Annotated in this window: 14 protein-coding genes; 7 read left to right on the top strand and 7 right to left on the bottom strand. The window is 53.8% G+C overall.

The genetic code is table 11. The annotated features are described in order from the left end of the window. The first annotated feature begins 11 nt into the window (after positions 1-11). From B5E84_RS01670 to B5E84_RS01655, 4 genes are all read left to right on the top strand, one after another. A complete protein-coding gene (locus B5E84_RS01670) occupies positions 12-1,190 on the top strand; it encodes a MalY/PatB family protein (RefSeq protein ID WP_087218288.1) in 1,179 nt (392 codons plus the stop codon). Positions 1,191-1,379: 189 nt separating this feature from the next. Then, positions 1,380-2,000 (top strand): GTP pyrophosphokinase, encoded by a 621-nt coding sequence (locus B5E84_RS01665; RefSeq protein WP_087218285.1) that lies wholly within the window; start codon positions 1,380-1,382, stop codon positions 1,998-2,000. 477 nt (positions 2,001-2,477) lie between these two features. Continuing rightward, entirely contained in the window at positions 2,478-5,090 is a 2,613-nt protein-coding gene (locus B5E84_RS01660; RefSeq protein WP_087218282.1) for a hybrid sensor histidine kinase/response regulator, read from the top strand. Between the two features lie 296 nt (positions 5,091-5,386). After that, positions 5,387-6,589 carry an FprA family A-type flavoprotein gene (locus B5E84_RS01655; RefSeq protein ID WP_087218279.1) on the top strand — a complete coding sequence of 401 codons (1,203 nt, stop codon included), beginning with the start codon at positions 5,387-5,389 and terminating at the stop codon, positions 6,587-6,589. Between the two features lie 151 nt (positions 6,590-6,740). Here the strand turns inward: B5E84_RS01655 and B5E84_RS01650 are convergent, their stop codons facing one another. Together B5E84_RS01650 and pckA are read right to left on the bottom strand one after the other, a co-directional pair. Next, a complete protein-coding gene (locus B5E84_RS01650) occupies positions 6,741-8,252 on the bottom strand; it encodes a DUF6056 family protein (protein ID WP_087218276.1) in 1,512 nt (503 codons plus the stop codon). A 301-nt stretch (positions 8,253-8,553) separates the two neighbouring features. Then, the gene (pckA, locus tag B5E84_RS01645; RefSeq protein ID WP_087218273.1) at positions 8,554-10,143 is read right to left on the bottom strand and encodes a phosphoenolpyruvate carboxykinase (ATP); all 1,590 of its coding nucleotides are present in this window, start codon (positions 10,141-10,143) and stop codon (positions 8,554-8,556) included. 140 nt (positions 10,144-10,283) lie between these two features. On the opposite strand from pckA, the gene B5E84_RS01640 reads away from it, so the two are divergent. Further along, positions 10,284-11,180, top strand: a complete 897-nt coding sequence (locus B5E84_RS01640) for a LysR family transcriptional regulator (protein WP_087218270.1) — start codon at positions 10,284-10,286, stop codon at positions 11,178-11,180. Between the two features lie 363 nt (positions 11,181-11,543). Here B5E84_RS01640 and B5E84_RS01635 read toward each other — a convergent pair whose 3' ends face one another. The 5 genes from B5E84_RS01635 to B5E84_RS01615 all read right to left on the bottom strand — a co-directional run bounded on the left by B5E84_RS01635 (position 11,544) and on the right by B5E84_RS01615 (position 18,352). Then, on the bottom strand, positions 11,544-14,495 hold the full coding sequence (locus B5E84_RS01635; protein WP_087218267.1) for an N-acetylmuramoyl-L-alanine amidase family protein: 2,952 nt from the start codon (positions 14,493-14,495) through the stop codon (positions 11,544-11,546). Between the two features lie 569 nt (positions 14,496-15,064). After that, entirely contained in the window at positions 15,065-16,210 is a 1,146-nt protein-coding gene (locus B5E84_RS20540) for a tyrosine-type recombinase/integrase (RefSeq protein WP_087218264.1), read from the bottom strand. 199 nt (positions 16,211-16,409) lie between these two features. Beyond that, complete coding sequence (locus B5E84_RS01625; protein WP_087218261.1) at positions 16,410-17,468, bottom strand: ComEC/Rec2 family competence protein; 1,059 nt, start codon at positions 17,466-17,468, stop codon at positions 16,410-16,412. A 28-nt stretch (positions 17,469-17,496) separates the two neighbouring features. Next, positions 17,497-17,922 (bottom strand): ImmA/IrrE family metallo-endopeptidase, encoded by a 426-nt coding sequence (locus tag B5E84_RS01620; RefSeq protein WP_087218258.1) that lies wholly within the window; start codon positions 17,920-17,922, stop codon positions 17,497-17,499. Positions 17,923-17,929: 7 nt separating this feature from the next. Continuing rightward, positions 17,930-18,352, bottom strand: coding sequence for a helix-turn-helix domain-containing protein (locus B5E84_RS01615; protein ID WP_087218255.1), 423 nt, complete (start codon positions 18,350-18,352; stop codon positions 17,930-17,932). Positions 18,353-18,562: 210 nt separating this feature from the next. On the opposite strand from B5E84_RS01615, the gene B5E84_RS01610 reads away from it, so the two are divergent. Continuing rightward, on the top strand, positions 18,563-18,772 hold the full coding sequence (locus tag B5E84_RS01610) for a helix-turn-helix domain-containing protein (RefSeq protein WP_334293402.1): 210 nt from the start codon (positions 18,563-18,565) through the stop codon (positions 18,770-18,772). 5 nt (positions 18,773-18,777) lie between these two features. Beyond that, positions 18,778-18,984: a helix-turn-helix domain-containing protein gene (locus B5E84_RS01605; protein WP_087218249.1), complete on the top strand. Its 207-nt coding sequence runs from the start codon at positions 18,778-18,780 to the stop codon at positions 18,982-18,984. Positions 18,985-19,146 lie beyond the last annotated feature (162 nt).

Here is a 19,146-nt window from a genome sequence, read left to right as displayed (position 1 = left end):
GAGACAGGAATATGACATATGATTTCAACCAGATTTGTGACCGGAAAGGGACGGGCTGCATCAAATGGGACGCCTATCCCATGAAAACCTCTCATCCCAATCCCCTTCCCATGTGGATCGCGGACATGGACATCGCCACCCCGGAGTTTGTGGTAAACGCCATGAAAAAACGGCTGGAGCATCCCGTATTCGGGTATTTCCAGCCAGATGAGCGGTTCTATTCCACCATCATCCGCTGGCACAGGGAGCGGTATGGAGTGGAAGGGCTGACAGCGGAGCAGATTTCTTATCAGAATTCCGTGCTGGGGGCTCTTTCCACCGCGGTGGAGATTCTGACGGAAAAAGGGGAGGGAGTCCTGGTGCAGACGCCGGGATACGCCAAATTCCGTGAGATTATCGAGCTGCGGGGCCGCCGTGTGGTGGAAAATCCTCTCATTTGGGACGGGGAAACGTACCGCCTGGATTTTGAGGACATGGAGCGGAAAATCCGGCAGGAAAACATCCGCGCGGCTGTCTTTTGCTCTCCCCACAATCCCACAGGCCGGGTGTGGACGAGGGAGGAGCTGGAGCGGTTTTCCCAGATCTGCCTTAGCCTGGGCGTGACGGTGGTGGCAGACGAGATCTGGGCGGATTTTAGCCGGAAGGGAAACCACATTCCCATGCACAGCGTGTCAGAAGGGGCCAGGAACAATACCATCTCCTTCTATTCCCCCACCAAAACCTTCAATCTGGCGGGTCTGGTGGTTTCCTACGGGGTAATCTGGAATGAGGAGCTGCGGAAACGGTTCCAGACAGAGTCCAACCTCTCTCATTACAACAACTGCAACGCCCTCTCCATGGAGGCCTCCATCGCGGCCTACGGGGAAGGCGGGGACTGGGTGGACCAGCTGAACCGCCACATCGGGAAAAACACAGAGTACGTTTCCCGCTATGTGAAAGAACAGATGCCGGGGGTGAAGACCTGGGAGGCAGAGGGGACTTATCTGATGTGGCTGGACTTTTCCGGTCTGGGTCTGACGGCAGACGAGGTGGTGAGCCGCTGCAATGACCGTGCGGGAGTGCTCCTAAACGACGGCCGCACCTGCATAGATAACGGGGACTGCTGCATGAGGATGAATGTGGCGGCGCCGGAGGCGTATGTGCGGGAAGGGATGAAACGGCTGAAGGAAGCGTTTTTTTCTTGTCTATGACATAAAAGCCTCTGGCGGGAGGCGATAGGAAACACCAGGGGAACCGGGACGTCTCAACTGTGGCGTACCCCGTTCCCCATTTCCGATTTTAGAAAAATATAAGAATTTGGAAACACCGGAAACACAGTTTCATCACAATTTTCCCGTAAACTAAAACGGACAAAAAAGGGACGGAGGTGATGGGCAAACGTGGAAGAAAAGGAGTATCAGGAGCTGATCGGCCCCTACCGGGAATGCCTGGGGAACGTGGAAAACCGTTTGAAAATCTTGGCGGAGGACTACCGGGAGCGGTATGGGGAGGAGCCTATCCACCATATGCAGTCCAGGATCAAGACGAGGGAAAGCATTGAGGGGAAACTGTTAAAGAAGGGATGGGGACAGACGGCGGAGGATGCCCGGTATTATCTGAGGGACATTGCCGGTGTCCGGGTCATCTGCTACGATCTGGAGGGCATCCGCAAGCTGGCGCGGGCTTTAAAGCGCCAGGGGGATCTGGAGCTGGTGAAGGAAAAGGACTATATCGCCCACCCCAAGCCCAACGGCTACAAGAGCTACCATCTGGTGGCCGGTGTCCCCATATACCGGGTGGACGGGATGGAGTACTATCCGGTGGAGATTCAGTTTCGCACCATGGCCATGGATCTGTGGGCCAGCCTGGAGCACCGCAGCTGCTATAAGAGGCGGGAGGAGGATAAACAGGCCTGGAGCGCCCGGTTTTTGCAGTATTCCCTGATGTTAGAGCAGATGGAGCAGGCGGTGGCCGACTATGAGAACGGAGATCCCCAAAATGAGCCGTTGCCTCCCGGTTAGAAATCGGGCGGCGACGGCTCATTTCTGCCCTGCGCCGCTTTGTCCCGCCATCCCTGTTTCCTGCCGTTCCCATCTTTCGTGTTTCATAGACAGAATCATCGTTTTTTCGATCATCCTCTCTCCAGCGTCTTTCCCGGATAAAAAGATTGTGGTATAATGTGAACACTTGGCGAGGTTTTTCACGAGCCTAGTGAGAACATATGCCTGTGCACTTAATGAGGTCTTTCATGAATTTAGTGCACACGGTATCATGTGAACACTTGGCGAGGTTCTTCACGAGCCTAGTGAGAACATATGCCTGTGCACTTAATAAGGTATCTCACGAATTTAGTGCACAAGGTATCATGTGAACACTTGGCGAGGTTCTTTCACAAGAAAGTCCATTCTCCACAGCCAAGACAGCACAATATGGAAAAAACAGCTCGCACCTGAGCGTTTCAAACGGCAACAGCCCAAATACACGCATTTGGAGGGAGTATGAAAAGAGAAAAACGACAGCTAGCCAGGAACAAAAAAATTGCCTCCGGTTCAGGCGCTGCCCTGATCATTCTGCTGGTGGCGTTTCTGGTCTTTATGATATTCAGCGTGAGATCCCTGCTCACAAAGCTGGACGACATCAGAGAGCACCCGTTCCGGGTGATTGACGCGGGAGGAAAACTGCAAAACGATGTGGACAACGTCCAGATCAGCTTTGAACAGCTGCGCCACATCAACACGCCGGAGGTGGTGGAGGAAGTGAGGGCGCAGGCCATCCAGTTTTATGAAGACGCGGAAACACATTTACAGGTCATTGAAGAATGTTATCTGGGCGATGAGAGGCAGGCCCAGCGGCTGCGGCAGCTGATTGAGAATCTGCGTCAGGAGCAGAGGGAATTTCTGGAATACGCGGCCGCGGGCGAGAGAGACGGCGAGGACATCTCAGACTACGTTACCCAGCATCTGGATCCGCTGTACGGAGCGGTGGACCAGGCTCTGGCGGAGATTATGGAAACTGCCAGGGACCGGTTTGACTATTTCTACGAGGAAGCTAAGGACACGGGAATGTTTTCCATTTTCTGTTCCGTGGTGATGTTCGCGGCCATGGTAATCGTGTTGGCCATACATAAATACCTGTTAAAATGGCAGACAGACCGCCTGGAGAATCAGAACCGCCTGTTTGACCTGCTTTCCAAGACCATCGACCATATTTTCATGATCAATGAGCTGGACCATCCGGAGCGGAATTTTATCTCAGAGAACGCGGAGCGGATTCTGGGCTTTGAGCCGGATTCCAGAAAGATTTCCCCTTCGTTCCTGTTTGACTATATGGACGAAAGCGATCGGGAGATGGTGAAAAACCTGTTTTCCACCAACGGGGAGACCTACTGGAACGCCATGTTCCACTACCGCAACCCGGCCCTCCCGGAGGAGAAGGTGTTTGCCCTTCAGACCTACCGCATCAAGACGGAGGAGCGGGACCAGTTTATCTCCGTGCTGACGGACGAGACGGAGATGGTAAACACCCAGACAAAGCTGGAGGAGGCCATGCTGAAGGCGGAACAGGCCAACATGGCAAAGAGCGAGTTCCTCTCCAGGATGTCCCACGAGATCCGCACCCCCATGAACGGCATTATCGGAATGGTGATGCTGGCCAGACAGAACCTGGACAACCGGGAAAAAGTAGCCGACTGCCTGAGGAAGATCAGCCTTGCCTCCGGCCATTTGCTGAATCTGATCAACGACGTTTTGGATATGTCTAAGATCGAGAGCGGCCGGATGGAGATCAACCGGACCAATTTCGATTTCCAGGCGATGATGGAATCCCTGAACGAGGTGATTTACGGCCAGGCCAGGGATAAGGGAATTGAGTTTGAGGTGGGCTTTGTGGGAGATGTGGCGGAACGCCTGTACGGCGATTCCTTGCGGGTGAATCAGATCCTGATGAACCTGCTGTCAAATGCCTTAAAATTCACCCCCAGAGGCGGGCGGATCACCCTGCAGGTGACCAGGCTCCAGAAAGAGGGAGATCAGATCTGGTTGAAATTTGAGGTGGCAGACACCGGCTGCGGCATCGCCCCGGAGAACTTTGACAAGATCTTCGGAGCCTTTGAACAGGAAAATTCCAACGTAAGCCAGGTGTACGGCGGAACCGGCCTGGGCCTGTCCATCTCCAAGCGCTTTACGGAAATGATGGGCGGACGAATCTCCGTTTCCAGCAGCCTGGGGAATGGAACGACATTCTCCGTGGTTCTGCCCTTTGGGAAAGTGGAGCAGGAGACGAAGGAAAAACGGGACTTTACCGGCTTTCGCGTGCTGGTGGCTGACGACGATCCGGACGCGGCCGCCCACGCCAAGCTCCTCTTGGGAAAAATGGGAGTGCGGGCGGACAGCACGGACAACGGCTACGAGGCGGCAGTGATGGTGGAGCGCGCCCAAATGGAGGAGGAACCCTATGACCTGTGCCTGATCGACTGGAAAATGCCCTTTATCGACGGTTTGGAGACCATCCGCAGGATCCGGGATTCCGCCATGGGCAGCAAGCCGGCCTCTGTGCTGGTGACGGCCCACGACACGGCGGAAATCCAGGAGGAGAGCCGGAAGGCGGGAGCGTTTTCCATTATCACAAAGCCGCTGTTTGAGTCCACTCTGGCATCCCTGCTGTCGGAGATCTCTGGAAAACAGGCGAAGGAGCCGGAGGAGAGCGGCACGCCGGAGGGAGATTTCCGGGGCCGGAGATTCCTGATTGTGGAGGACAACGAGCTGAATATGGAGATCGCCGTAGGGCTTTTGGAGGCCACGGGAGCGGCTATTGAGACGGCCGGAAACGGAAAAGAGGCCCTGGAGCGGTTCTCCCAGTCCAGGCCGGGGTATTTTGACCTGATTCTCATGGACGTTCAGATGCCGGTGATGAATGGCTACGAGGCCACAAGGGCGATCCGCGCCCTGGAGCGCGAGGATGCCCAGACCATCCCCATCCTGGCCATGACGGCCAACGCCTTCTCCGAGGACGTGGAAAAGAGCCTGGCAAACGGCATGAACGGGCATATCAACAAGCCCATAGATTTAAAAGAGGTATTCACGAAAATCCGGGAGTCCCTGAGGCAGGAGTAGAGGGAACCGGCGGGCGGGAAACCATAAGTTTCCGGGCAGACGGGGCGGTTTGGCCCGGCTCCCTGGGCTGGCGGTTTCCCGTTTTGTTTTCTGCAGGGTTTTCTTGGTTTTTGGCCGGGGATTTCAGGGCGGGGTTTTCCGGGTTTTTCAGAATTTTTTCAGGGGGCGGCAGGCCGTCAGGGCTATTGACAAGGCCCCGGTGTGATGATATATTTTTAGCTGGAAAGAAAAGGAATTAGCCAAAGCTAATCTCGGCTGGATTCCAGAGAAAAAGGCGAGAGCGGGAAGGTGAGAATATGCAGAATACAAGAAATGTGACAGACAGCGTGATCTGGGTCGGCGCCAATGACCGGCGGATCGGCCTGTTTGAAAATCTGTTTCCGGTGGAGAAGGGAGTTTCCTATAACTCCTACGTGATCCTGGATGAAAAAACGGCAGTGATGGACACGGCGGACGCGGCCGTAACCCTGCAGTTTCTGGACAATGTGAGAGGTGCCCTGGGCGGGAGAGAGCTGGATTACATCGTAGTGAACCACATGGAGCCGGATCACTGCGCCAACATCGAGATGCTGATGCGGCTCTACCCCGGCGCAAAGGTGGTGGGAAACGCCAAGACGTTCCAGTTTATCCGTCAGTTTTACGAGATGGACCTGGAGGGCCGCACGGTGGAGGTAAAAGAGGGAGACGTGCTGGATCTGGGCTATCACAAGCTCCAGTTTGTGTTTGCCCCCATGGTGCACTGGCCGGAGGTGATGATGGCCTACGATCAGACGGAAAAGCTGCTGTTTTCCGCGGACGCGTTCGGCAGCTTTGGAGCCCTGGACGTCCTGTTTAACGACGAGCAGGACTGCCCCTTCGCCGATCTGGCGGAGATGAGACGGTATTTCTCCAACATCGTAGGAAAATACGGCCCTCAGGTGCAGGCTGTTTTAAAGAAGGCCGCCGGCCTGGAGATTTCCGCCATCTGCCCCCTTCACGGACAAATCTGGAGAACGGACATCGCAGAGGTGTTGAAAAAGCACGACCAGTGGAGCCGCTACGAGGCGGAAGAAAAGGCAGTGGCCATTTTCTACGCCTCCATGTACGGCAACACGGCGGAGGCCGCGGAGACATTAGCCGCTATGCTGGCGGAGGCCGGCGTGAAGAACACGGTGGTGTACGACGTATCCAGAACCCACGTGTCCTACCTGATCTCCGAGATCTTCCGCTGCAGCAACATCGTGCTGGCTGCGCCCACCTACAATAATGGGCTGTATCCGACTATGTTAAACCTGCTGGAGGACATGAAGGCCTTAAACCTTCAGAACCGGACCGTATCCATCATTGAAAACGGCTCCTGGGCCCCCCAGTCGGGAAAGATCATGAGAGAGATGGTTTCCTCCTTAAAGGGCATGAACGTGTCTGAGAAGACCGTGACCATAAAGTCCTCCGTAAAGGAAGAACAGCGCCAGGCCTTAAAGGAACTGTGCACAGAGATCTGCGCGTCCCTGGAGGCGTGAGGGGAAACGGATCCTATTTGAGAATGTGAAAAGGGAAATGGAAAGCGGCGGCAGGATTTGTGTTCTGCCGCCGCTTTGCGCTGCGTGGAAAAGAAAATAGCCGTGGATACAGCCGTGGCTTGGGAGAAGTGTCCGCCACCGCGCCTGCATCTTAGTCTGACTGCACCCGGACGGTGGAAACGCCGTAGTATTCCGCCATAGTCTCATTGGTCCAGTCTGCCGGATCCTCGGTGATGTCTGTGTAGGCCAGCAGCGGCGGTTTGGCGGTGAGTTTCGGGAGGACGATGTCCTCGCCCGGCGCGCTGCGGCAGATGTTTGCCCGCTCCGCCATTTGCCGGTGAAACTCCTGGGCCTCCCCCGTAGCCAAGGAGTAGGCAGCGCTTAAGCCCGCGGGCATCCGCTCAAAGGCAAGTCCGCCCGTCTCTCCCTTTCCCACCGTGATCTGTCCGCCGCAGGCCAGTGCAAACAGCAGGCAGAAGACTGCGAAGACGGTGCCAAAACGCCTTTCGTACAGGGATTCCAGATGAAAATCCGGCAGCCACCCCTCAAACCGGCGGGAAAGCCAGCCCATGAGATAAAACATGGCGCACAGCGTCACCGGATAATAGCTGAAATAGATGAGGTTGATATTTCGCTCCGGGATGGCAAACCCCAGGGCGTAAAAGCAGGGCATCCCCAGAGTGGCGTACAGCCCAAACAACAGAACCATTGCCCAAAAGGGATGGGAAAATTCCCATTTGCTCTCTTTTGCGAGTTTCCAGACGAAAGGCGCGAGAAACAGCCATGCCAGAAGTACGGGAACGGTGGTGGCGTTCGCCATGCTGTAAGCGGCGTAGACCACAGAGAGGATCAGTCCCTTGATCACACTGGAATCCCCCACCTGTTGCTGGCGCAGGCCGTTTCCCGGAGACGCGATGCTTACGAGCAGGGCGGCGGTGAGAACGGCCAGGACGATCAGCCCCAGCACCGCCTGAAACCGAAACCGCGGCTCGCGCCAGAAGGCGTGCGCCGTCAGCAAAAATAAGAGCATGGCCGAGACCAGGGCGGTGGAGTAATTGCTGCCGCCTACAATGGGGGCCAGAATCAGGGCGGGGATAAAACACCGCAGACAGCCGCGGCCTGCGGCCCGCGTCATCATCCGCAGCGTCAGGCCGTTCATCCACAGCCCCAGGCCATAGAAAAAGGTGTAGGAAATGGCTCCCGGATGCCAGTACAGCCCCTCAACCGGCTCATACATATACTGAACGGTCAGAAATAACAACAGAAACGATACAATCCGGCGGGTGTTCTCAGAGGCGTTCATGCAGTCTTTGAGCAGAACCTTTAAAAAGTACCATTCCCCCAGAATGAGAGCCGCCAGAGTGAAAACTGCGGTCAGACCGTAATAGGATTCCCCGAAACTGGCCGGCTGCAGAAAGGTCAGGAAAATGAAGGAAAAATTCCCCTGCCACTCAAAAAAGCGCTGTACCGTCTGCTCAAAAGCGGCCTGCAAAACGGCCGCCACGGAGCCGGTTTCTTCCCAGACGGGAAGGGTCTGGCGCAGATAAAAGAAATCGTCGGCAGACGGGGCGCTGTAGGGCGCGATCAGACAGAGCGGTATGATAGACAACAGAAAAATCAGCAAAAGTACGGCCGCGCAGCGGCCTTTCGTGGTACGTTCCATTTGGTCCTCCGAAAGATAAAGTATGATTTGTGTCATAAAAAACGGCGTCTCCTATGACACAAACGCCTTCGGCGAAGGCGCACTCCGCGCAAAAGAAAATGGCTGCTGGCGCAGCCGCGCTCCGGCGCGAGTGTGCGCGGCTGCGCACACTTTTTATGGCTTTCATTATAGGCGGATTGCCAGTTAAAGTCAATAAAGGAAGGCGTCAGGGAAACCGGCGCAAAAATGGCGGCAGGGTGTTATCCCTGCCGCCGCTTTCTTATCCCCCATCCCGTTTTGACGGGCTGCGGGTTCTTGGTTATTACTCTGCCTTCGGGCCGGCCTCGGCGATTTCCTTGGGCATATTCGGGTACTTCTTGGCGAAGTTGTCGGAGAACATCTTGGCCAGTTTCTTGGCGGAAACGTCGTAAGCGTCCTTGTCGGCCCAAGTGTCTCTCGGATTCATGATCTCGGAGGGTACGCCAGGACAGCTCTGGGGAACGTCCACGTTGAAGATCTCGTCGTGCCGGTACTCTACGCTGTCAAAGCTGCCGTTTAAGGCCGCGGTGATCATGGCTCTGGTGTAGGACAGTTTCATACGGCTGCCGACTCCGTAGGGGCCGCCGGACCATCCCGTATTTACCAGGTAAACCTTGGTGCCGTATTTCTCGATCTTCTCGCCCAGCATCTTAGCGTATACGGACGGATCCAGCGGCATGAAGGGCTCTCCAAACAAAGTGGAGAAGGTGGGCTGCGGCTCCTGGATGCCGCGCTCCGTTCCGGCCAGCTTGGAGGTGAAACCGGTTACGAAGTGGTACATAGCCGCGTTCTCGTCCAGTCTGGCGATGGGCGGCAGTACGCCGAACGCGTCGGCGGTCAGGAAGATCACAACCTTCGGAATGCCTCCCTTGCCGGGGATCTGCGCGTTGTTGATATAGTCTACGGGGTAGCCCACGCGGGTGTTCTCCGTGAGGGAACCGTCGTCGTAGTCCGGGATTCTCGTCTCCGGATCAATGACCACGTTCTCCACCTGGCTGCCGAAACGGATGGCGTTGTAGATGTCCGGCTCGTTCTCCGGGTTTAAGTTGATGCACTTGGCGTAGCAGCCGCCCTCGAAGTTGAACACGCCGTCCTCAGACCAGCCGTGCTCATCGTCGCCGATCAGCTTGCGGGCCGGGTCAGCGGACAGAGTGGTCTTTCCCGTTCCGGAAAGTCCGAAGAATACAGCGGTCTCCTGGGTCTCCGGATCCATGTTGGCGGAGCAGTGCATGGGCAGCACGTTCTCCTCCACCGGCATTAAGTAGTTCATAATGGAGAATACGGACTTCTTGATCTCACCGGAGTATCTGGAGCCGGCGATCAGAACGAGTCTCTCAGAGAAGTTTACAATGATGGCAGCCTCGGAATTGGTTCCGTCTAACTCAGGAACGCAGTGGAATCCGGGAGCTACAACTAATGTGAAATCGGCGTCACCGTAGGTTTCCAGCTGCTCTGCGGTGGGACGGATTAAAAGCTGATGAATGAAAAGGTTCTGGCAAGCCAGCTCATTGATGATGCGGAATTTTCTGGTATATTTCTCATCCGCTCCGGCAAAGCCGTCGAATACGAACAGATCCTTCTGCTGCAGGTATGCGAACATTTTGTTCTTGATGTTCTGATACTTGTCCTCAGAGATGGCAACATTTACGCTGCCCCACGCGATCTGATCGTGAATGTCTGCGGTGTCAACGATGAATTTATCTTTAGGAGAACGGCCTGTATATTTCCCGGTCGTTACAGCAAGCGCGCCTGTGTTCATCAGGATGCCCTCGCCGCGTTTTAAAGATTCCTCTACCAGACGAGCAACGTCAAGATTGCGGTATACAGTTCCGGTATTGGTGATGCCAAGTTTTTCTAATCCATAGGTTTCCATGTTCTTGTCCTCCTGTTAATTTTTTGGCAAGGCTGAATTGCCTTTCCCGTCATTTTATATTATACTTCTTTTTAAACAAGAAGTAAAATGTATATTTGAGATTTTTACCATACTATATTAGTATGACAGAGGGGGAAATTATGGCGATCACTTATGACTATTACCGCATTTTTTATTATGTGGCAAAGTATCAGAGCTTTACCCAGGCGGCCAGAATCCTGTTGAACAGCCAGCCCAACATCACCAGATCCATGAACAATCTGGAGAGCGAGCTGGGCTGCCGCCTGTTTGTGCGCTCCAACCGGGGAGTGCAGCTGACGCCGGAGGGAGAAAAGCTTTACGCCCACGTGGCGGTGGCTCATGAACAGCTTCAGGCAGGAGAGGCGGAGCTTTCGGGGGACAAAAGCCTGCAACGGGGCGTAGTGTCTGTGGGAGCCAGCGAAACGGCCCTGCACGGGTATCTGCTTTCCCGGCTGTGCCGGTTTCACCGGAAATACCCTGGTATCCGCATCCGCATTTCCAGTCATTCCACGCCTCAGGCGGTGGCGTCCCTGCGGCGGGGGCTGGTGGATTTCGCGGTGGTTACCACGCCTACGGGGGTGGTGAAACCGCTGGAGGAGATCCGGCTGAAGACCTTCCGGGAAATCCTGGTGGGCGGGCCGCAGTTTCAGGAGCTTTCCTGCGGGGCTTTGAGCCTGAAGGAGCTTACGGCCTATCCCCTGGTGAGTCTGGGGCGGGAGACGAAAACCTATGAGTTTTACAGTCACTTTTTCGCGGAAAACGGGATTTTATGGGAGCCGGATATGGAGGCGGCCACCACGGATCAGGTGCTGCCGCTGGTGAAACACGATCTGGGTCTGGGATTTTTGCCGGAGGACTTCGCGGCGGAGGATATGCGGCGGGGAAAGCTGTTCCCCATTACCTTAAAGGAAAAGATTCCGGAGCGGGCGATCTGTCTGGTGAAGGATACGGGAAGGCCGTTAAGCATCGCCGCCAGGGAGCTGGAAAAGGAGCTGGTGCGGAAAGGGCGGGGGTAAGCCGCTTTTCTAAGTCCCGGAAACGGGCATAGAAAAACCACCCTTGTATACTTTGGCGGTAGCGAGGGTGGAATTTCTATCATCAATACTGGCCAACCCTTTGTGGGCGGTTGTTCTTTTTATGCTTTTACTATAGTACGTCTGAGAGGAAAGTGCAAGAGGGCAGTTTTAGCTTCCGCCTCCGACTCTGATGAAAAATTGTTGAAAGGATTTTCTGGGATGGGTCGATCCTGGAAATTTGTTAAACGCAGGAGAGGACCGCGTTTTGCGCGGATGCTCTCCTGCGGAATGGTTTCGCGTCAGGATTCCCGGCTTTTGGGGGACTGCGAAACAGAGGTTTCCAGAGCCGCAGATTGGAAATCCTTAGCTTGAATGGGAGCTGCCAGCTGGAAGATCCAGCTCTAAGTCGCCGAAGGAAGGCAGAGCCGCTGCCGCCGGAGCCTCGGCGGAAACCTCCTCGGAGGAACGGCCGGCCGGAAGGTCCAGCATAAGATCCCCGTGGGAAGGAAACGCCGAGCGGCTTTCTTCCGCTGCCTCAGGGGAAACCTTCCCTACGCGGGCAAGGCCGGCCGGGAAATCCAGCTTGAGGTCTCCGCGGGAGGGCAGGGCAGAAACGCTCTCCTCCGCGGCCTCAGCAGATTCCTTTTCTACGCGGGCAAGACCGGCCGGGAAATCCAGCTCCAGGTCGCCGTGAGAAGGCAGAGCCGTTTCTTCCGGGGTATCCAGGGAAGGTTTCGCCAGGCTGGTGCCGCCAGCGGGGAGATCCAGCTTGAGATCCCCGTGGGAGGGCAGAACCGGGCGGCTTTCTTCCGCAGTCTCAGCAGATTCCTTTTCTAAGCGGGCAAGACCAGCCGGGAAATCCAGCTCCAGGTCGCCGAAGGAAGGCAGGGCCGCTGCCGCCGGAGCCTCGGCGGAAACCTCCTCGGAGGAACGGCCGGCCGGAAGGTCCAGCATAAGATCCCCGTGGGAAGGCAGAACCGAGCTGCTTTCTTCCGCAGCCTCAGCTGATTCCTTTGCTAAGCGGGCGAGACCAGCCGGGAAATCCAGCTTCAGGTCGCCGAAGGAAGGCAGGGGCGCTGCCGCCGGAGCCTCGGCGGAAACCTCCTCAGAGGAACGGCCGGCCGGAAGGTCCAGCATAAGATCCCCGTGGGAGGGCAGAGCCGAGCTGCTTTCTTCCGCAGTCTCAGCAGATTCTTTTTCTACGCGGGCGAGACCAGCCGGGAAATCCAGCTCCAGATCCCCATGGGAGGGCAGAGCCGTTTCGGGAGTGCCTTCAGCCGGTAAAGCGGCCGTCACTGTCAGGGTCACACGGGCTATCTCATAGCCGTTTGCCTCTATTTTCAGGGTGTGTTCCCCTTCTGTCAGCTGCGGCTGTTCTCCGGAAGGTTCCTGAATGGTGTGATACAGGGTAATGCTGGTCTGTTCCTCGTTGATCTCGTACGCTTTCCGGCTGGAGTCGCTGCGCAGCGGGAAGGGGTTTCCGTCAAGGAACAGGGCGGTGATCGACGAAATATACGCCGGGTCGCCTTCGCTGGTCAGCACCAGGTTTTCTCCCAGTCTGCCCTCTGTTCCGGAAAGCAGGGGAGCGGCTTCTCTCGCGGTTTTAGAAAATTGGAACGTGCTTCCCAGGAAACCGTCCTCTAAAACTCTCTTGACATTTTCCGGCCGGCTCTGAATGGTTCCGTCCGGATTCTGGCTGGCATATGTCAGGAATGAGAGGAAGTCATTGTGCTCCCGCTCCTCATCCTGAACGGCGCTCAGATATTTGGCAAAGTCGTAAAGGCTCTCCGAGTTTCCATCCATCGCGGCCACAGGCGTCTGCGTTTCCCAGCGCTTAACTACGGCCATTGCCGCGTCGTCCGCCGCTCCGATATTCTGAAGAATCATCGCGTTTGCCAGCAAATCGTGGTCGAACAGGAGGTAGGCGTCTACGTCTCCGTTCTCAGACCAGGAGGATACGGTTCCGGAAGCCCGGTTTCCGGTTGTGCCGAAGGTGGTGCGGGCCGGGGCCGTTCTGACCGCGCCGTCTTTGCCGTAAGCGTCCAGATAATAGTCATGGGAGGGAACCGCACCGTTGGTGAGGATCAGCTTGGGGGCGGATGAGCCCTGTCCTGCCTCAGGCTTTTTCTGAGCCGGGTGCTGGCTTAAAGCCACCTGGTCGAATTTCCCCTGCCGGTGGGAAACCGTCACGCTGGCCGGATCCAAAACGGTGGATTCCCATTTTACGATGGTTCCGTCGTGATCCACCTTCGTGCAGGCCTTAGTCACATCGGTTCCGTCAATCTCTATGGTGTAGTCGTCCGCGGTGCCTTCCTGGAACGCGATGACGGCGTACTGAATCCAGCCCAGATCCACAAGTTTCGTCTGGTTCTTGTTCAGAAGATCCGCTGCCTCTCTGACGGTCTCTTTCCCGGTCTCCGCCGGTTTTCCCTGTTCAGAGCCAGAGGTCACAGGCTTGTTTTCTGCCTGGCCTGTGGGATTTGCCTGGCTGCTGCCCGTCTGGCTGCCTGCGGCGCCGGTGGGGCGTTCCGGAGAGGTTGTGCTGCTGGAACCGCGTTTCCCGCTCTTTGAGCTTTCGGAGCCGCGCTTTTTGCTTTTTGAACTGCTGCCGGAGCTGCGTTTTCCGCCCTTTGAGCTGCCGGAACCGGAGCCGTCGCTCTTTCCCTTTCCGGGGCCGCCGGAGCCTTTGCGGGTTTCCGCCTGCTGGGAGGACGGGGAGTCGAGGCGGACCACGCCCGCGGGAGCGGATGTCCCGGTGAGTGCGCCGGAGCTGTCAAAGGGATATTCCCGGTCTCCGATGGTCACGCTGCCGGTAGCCATGGCTCCGTCTGGATTGAGGTAGTATGTGGTATCCCCCTGGGAAACCCAGCCGGTCTGCATACTGCCGTCGGTATTTAAGTAATACCACTTGTCCTGTCCATCTGTGTCTTTTATCTGCTGCCATCCGGTGGCCATAGCCCCGTCCGGGACAAAATAGTACCACTGGGGCTTGCCGTTTGCGTCTGTTACCTGCCGCCATCCGGTAGCCATGACTCCGTCCGGGGCAAAATAGTACCAGTGCAGTTTGCCGTCAGCAGCCTTGATCTGTTTCCATCCGGCTGACATAATTCCGTCTGTATCGAAATAGTACCAATCCCCCGTTTCGGACTGGCTCCAGACATTTTGAAGAACTCCCGTTTCGGTTTGATACTGCCAGCCCTTTTCAGATGAGGACCAGTGTCCTTCCGGCAGGGGCGCGGCTGTAGCTGTGAGCGTGCTGGACAGCAGCATCGCGCTGAGGATGATCGGTGCAGATCGTTTTTTGTTTTTCATCATCCTTTAATTCCTCCTTCGTAATTTGATTTGGTGATTCGGCGGCATTGCTGGTTTTTCTGCTCAGTTAGGGATAGTCAACCGCCGTTGCCGCATATGTTAACATTGACTAACCATTTCTGTCAATCCTGCTTCCCCCTCCGTCAGGCCGGTCAAATCTTAAGGCCTGCCCGCAGGTTTTCTTCCCGCGGTTTCAGGGACGGCCCGGCTGGGCGGATCCCGTTTTTCCAGGCATAAGATTCCGAAACCGCCGTTCCTGACGTATTCCTTCTATATAAAAGTAAATGGAAAACCGCGCGTTTTGAAAGGTCCTGTTTTCGTTTCCAGGATGGGAAAACCGCGCCTCGGACTGCCGCGGATGGGGGCAAACGGTTCTTCCGGTTATGTATAGAATCTTCCTGTTTGAAGGGAAATTCTTAAGGAATTTGTAATGTATTGTGACTTTTTACAGAAAATAAAATAGAGTGAAATAAAAGAGAATGATAGGTTTTATGAGGATTTGCAGCTCTTTTATTTCTTTTGTACTCTTAAAATTTAGTAGGGCTTTTTGGGGCCTATTAGTCACAAGAAAGTCACAACTCCACTTTAATCTTTTCGATTTCTGCTTTCAGGTCTTCCAGCTCCCGGTGTCCGTATACCTTATTGGTGACATCATTAAAAGCGTGCCCTAGCATCCGCCGGCGGTCATTTTCACGCACTTCATATTTTTCGCAGAGCCGGGAGAAAGTATGGCGTGCATCATGGGGCGTATGTTTGGGATTTCCGGCCAATCCAATGGATTCCAGGGCCACGTAGAGATCCTTGCGGTAAGCATCAGTGGAGAAAGGCAACATAGTGCCGTACTTTTTAAGACGGTACACTATCAACGGCAGGATCGCAGAATGGATCGGGACAACACGGTTTTTTCCGGCTGCGGTCTTGATGCCGCCGGTCATAGATTGGTTCATCAGATCAATCTCCAGTGTAAACAGTTCAGATATGCGCCACCCGGAATAACACAAAATCAGTAAAAGCTCTATGGACGGATCTTCTTTGCGCTTCCAGAGGATTTTCAGTTCCTCATCGGTAAACGGTACACCGTGTTCATCATCATCTGGAGTATCGATTCTCACAAAGGTGTCATACCGTTTATCGCACCAGCTCTGCCCATCAGCATACGCGTACATTTGGTGATACAAGCTCAGGATCAACTCTAAGCTGGAGTGCTTCAGCTTCAACGCTGCCGTGTCAATCACCCTCTGAAGATCATCTCCCCGCAGATCCCGAAACACGCGATCGTGGAGTGTTTTGCAATTTTTATAGGCCGCCTTGGTGGATGTAATTGTAGATTTGGAGTAGGAGTGCCCAGGCTTATATTTATTTGCAAAAAAAGCCTCATACACTTCAGAAAAAGTCTTCTCTGGTTCTTGCGGCTCCTGACCGCGGATCCGGGAATAATCTGCCAGCAGACGACTTGAAACCGATTTCAGATCGGCGGCTCCATCGGCGTTCGGTAGCTCCAGGGTGGCCTCCATGCCGGGCGCATAAGTGCCGGCCTTATAAGCCGTGAGGATGATAAACCCCTTCATCCAGTCGTCCACATAGCAGATGGCGGGCGGCCGGTTTCCGTCGATGTCCGCCGGCGGGTGGACGGCATAGGCGTTTCTGCGGCCTTTGCCCAGATAGCGGATGGATCCGTAACCATTGGGCAGCCGCTGGTGCTTTTTGCGTGTTGGCATAGTATCATCTCCTTTTTTGGTACAAAAATAACAGCCGCACAAATGTTCTGATTGCGACTGTCCCCCGAAGATGGTACAATAACTTTACAGACTCATTGGCCTCTTCGGAGGCACTCAACTCAACGCTCCGGTTGGCGCCGGAGATCGGGCTCCCTGTTGGCGCAGGGGGCCTTTTATTTTTGGACGATTGACAGGTTTATCATTTCACGCATACATTACAAGGGTCAGATTTTCCGGCAGATAAAGCATCGCTTAAACTACCCTCGTTAATTGTCTTGGATCTTGACAACGTAGAGCAATTGCGGCTGTTATGATAAGATTTACCACCTGGAGTCCAGTATACGATGGCAGCGGCTTCCTGGTTGGATGCAGAGCCGGAAGATGCAGCAGGTTGAGCCGGCGTGTCGTTAGGATCACCGGGAGTATAGTCATTGCAAGGAGCTACGTTCCAGGAAATGTTAGTGCCGTCTGTAGATGCCACGATATTTCCCTGCTTATCCGTGCGCAGCAGTTGGATCTCCATGGCTTGCAATTTCTCCATTGATTCTATATGGGGGTGGCCATAGGAATTTCCTGCTCCGCAGGATAACACTGCATATTCTGGCGTTGCGGCCTGGAGTAAATCCCAGCTGGTGGAGGTACCACTTCCGTGATGCCCCATTACATACACGTCGCTATCAAGAGATAATCCAGATGCTACCATTTCTGCTTCGCTTGCGGCCTCGGCATCGCCGGTGATCAGAAAGCTGGTGTTTCCGTCTTGCACACGGATAGCGATAGAGTAATTATTTAGATCACTATAATCGGTTCCGGATGGAGCCAGTACCTGGACAGTAGCATCACCCAACTGAATTTGACTGCCCACAGCCGGCTGAATCCGGGGAAGGCTTTTGGCGGACACGATAGAATTGAAGGACTCAAATACACGGGTATCGGCAGTGTAGTTTGGCCCCCAGACATTAGATACTGGGAAAGCATTCAAAGTGCCGACCACGCCATTGAGGTGATCAGAATCGTAATGAGATGCCACTACATAATCCAGCGATGGAACGCCTTCCTGTTGGAGATAGGAGACCACATAGCTGGATTTATCAGAATCTCCCCCATCATAAAGCATATAATGGCCATTGGATTCAATTAAAACAGAAAGTCCTTGGCCAACATCCAACACATGGACATCTGTCTGGGCAGCAGCATCCATGCTTAGCAGCCCAGAAAACAGTAATGCAGTTAATACCAGTCTTTTCTTGTTTTTCATAATAATCCCCCTTCTTTTGCTTTCTTATTTATTGCTTTAACCTCAACTCTATCAATCTCTTTTCATACCCAAACAGGCGTGACAGTTGTTCTGATGTATAGTCTGGATATTCATCCAGAACATCGTCACCAATCAACAGATCCATGGCAAATGTATCAGCTTCAATTTCAAATTTATTGGTATTGAAGCAGGTTCTGGTGTCCATAAAAATAGCATTTGATTTCCTGTGGAGGAACATATGCCCCATCTCATGAGCGCATTCAAAAATCTGTTCGTGTTGGGAGAGATTCTCGTTTATGTAGATAATATTGTTCCGCTGGAAATATTGGTAAAAAGCTCTGGTGCCGTAAAGCGGGACAAAAACTAAAATTGCATTTAATCCCTGCAGGATCTCAAACGGATTGCGGGTCCGATACTTTTGGGCCAGATAATCCGCTTTTTTCTTTATATCCATAGGCACATCAGTCCTTTTTATATTTCTTCGGCGTGTACTTCTCTTTGTTTTTCTTTTTGGCCAATTCCATACCTACCTGCATGGCGGACAGGATGGAGTCAATGGCTTCTGGCGTGGCCGGTTGTCCATCAAACATGAGGCCTTCCTGAGAGAGTAGCTGTTCTCTGGTCTGATCCAGAATCTTTTCTATATCACGCTCATCCCGGCGGGTAAGCGTGGTTTCTTTTTTGCCTGAGGATGTCTCTCCAGTCATGAGGTAGTCTACTGTTACCCCAAAGTAATCGGCGATTTTTTTTAGAGTAGAAGTTTTAGGAGTTATTTTTCCTAATTTCCAGTCACTTAATGAGGACTGAGAAACGCCAGTTTCTTTACTGACCTTATACGGAGTTACTCCGTATTTTTGTAGTAATTGTTCAAAAATCTCATACATAAATTATTCACCTTACACAAAAATGAAACAATACTACATAAAAACGGAATATATTCTTGACTACTCCGTGTAAACGTAGTATAGTATGAGCATACCAAACAAATACGGAGCATTTGAGAGGTATACTACGGAAAATGGTTGCTTCGTCTGGTAAACTAAGCATATCACATTTCCGTAGTAATTACAATAATGATTTTAAGAAAGGAGAATGTGATTTTGTACAAAAAATTTGCTGATTTATTAGTGAAAAATAATAAAACAGCCTATCAAGTTGCTAAAGAGACGGGAATTGCACAATCGGTATTATCTGACTGGAAAACTGGGAGAAGCAAACCTAAATTCGACAAACTACTGATCCTGGCCAAGTATTTCGGCGTGTCAGTGGAATATTTCGCAGAAGATGATAAGAAAGGAGATTGAGGTCAATGGAGAAGAAATACATGAGTCCAGAGGAGGCAGCGCCCATGTTGGGAATCAGCCCAGCAAAGGTCCGCCAGTACATGAGAAATGGTGTACTGGATCTGGGATTGGTTGTGGATCCGAAGAAAAGTGGGGAGAAAAACTGGAGGTTTAAGATCTACCCCGCGAAGCTCTACAAGGTGATTGGAGGTGATCCAGATGGAAGCAATTGACTGCGAAGTGGTCAGGAAGGAGGAGCTGAGAGCGATGGCCCGCCACATGGACAAGCTCCAGGGTAAAGTGGAGCGGCTGGAGCGGGATCGGGCGGTGCTGTTCTGGATGTTCGTGATAACAGCTATGGCGCTGGCCTATGTGCTGGCCAACGTGTCGGTGTG

It is taken from the genome of Lachnoclostridium sp. An14, from assembly GCF_002160755.1.
Lineage (GTDB): Bacteria > Bacillota > Clostridia > Lachnospirales > Lachnospiraceae > Lachnoclostridium_A.
Note: the sequence above shows the minus strand (reverse complement) of the source record. Positions and strands in the feature narration are given on the sequence as shown.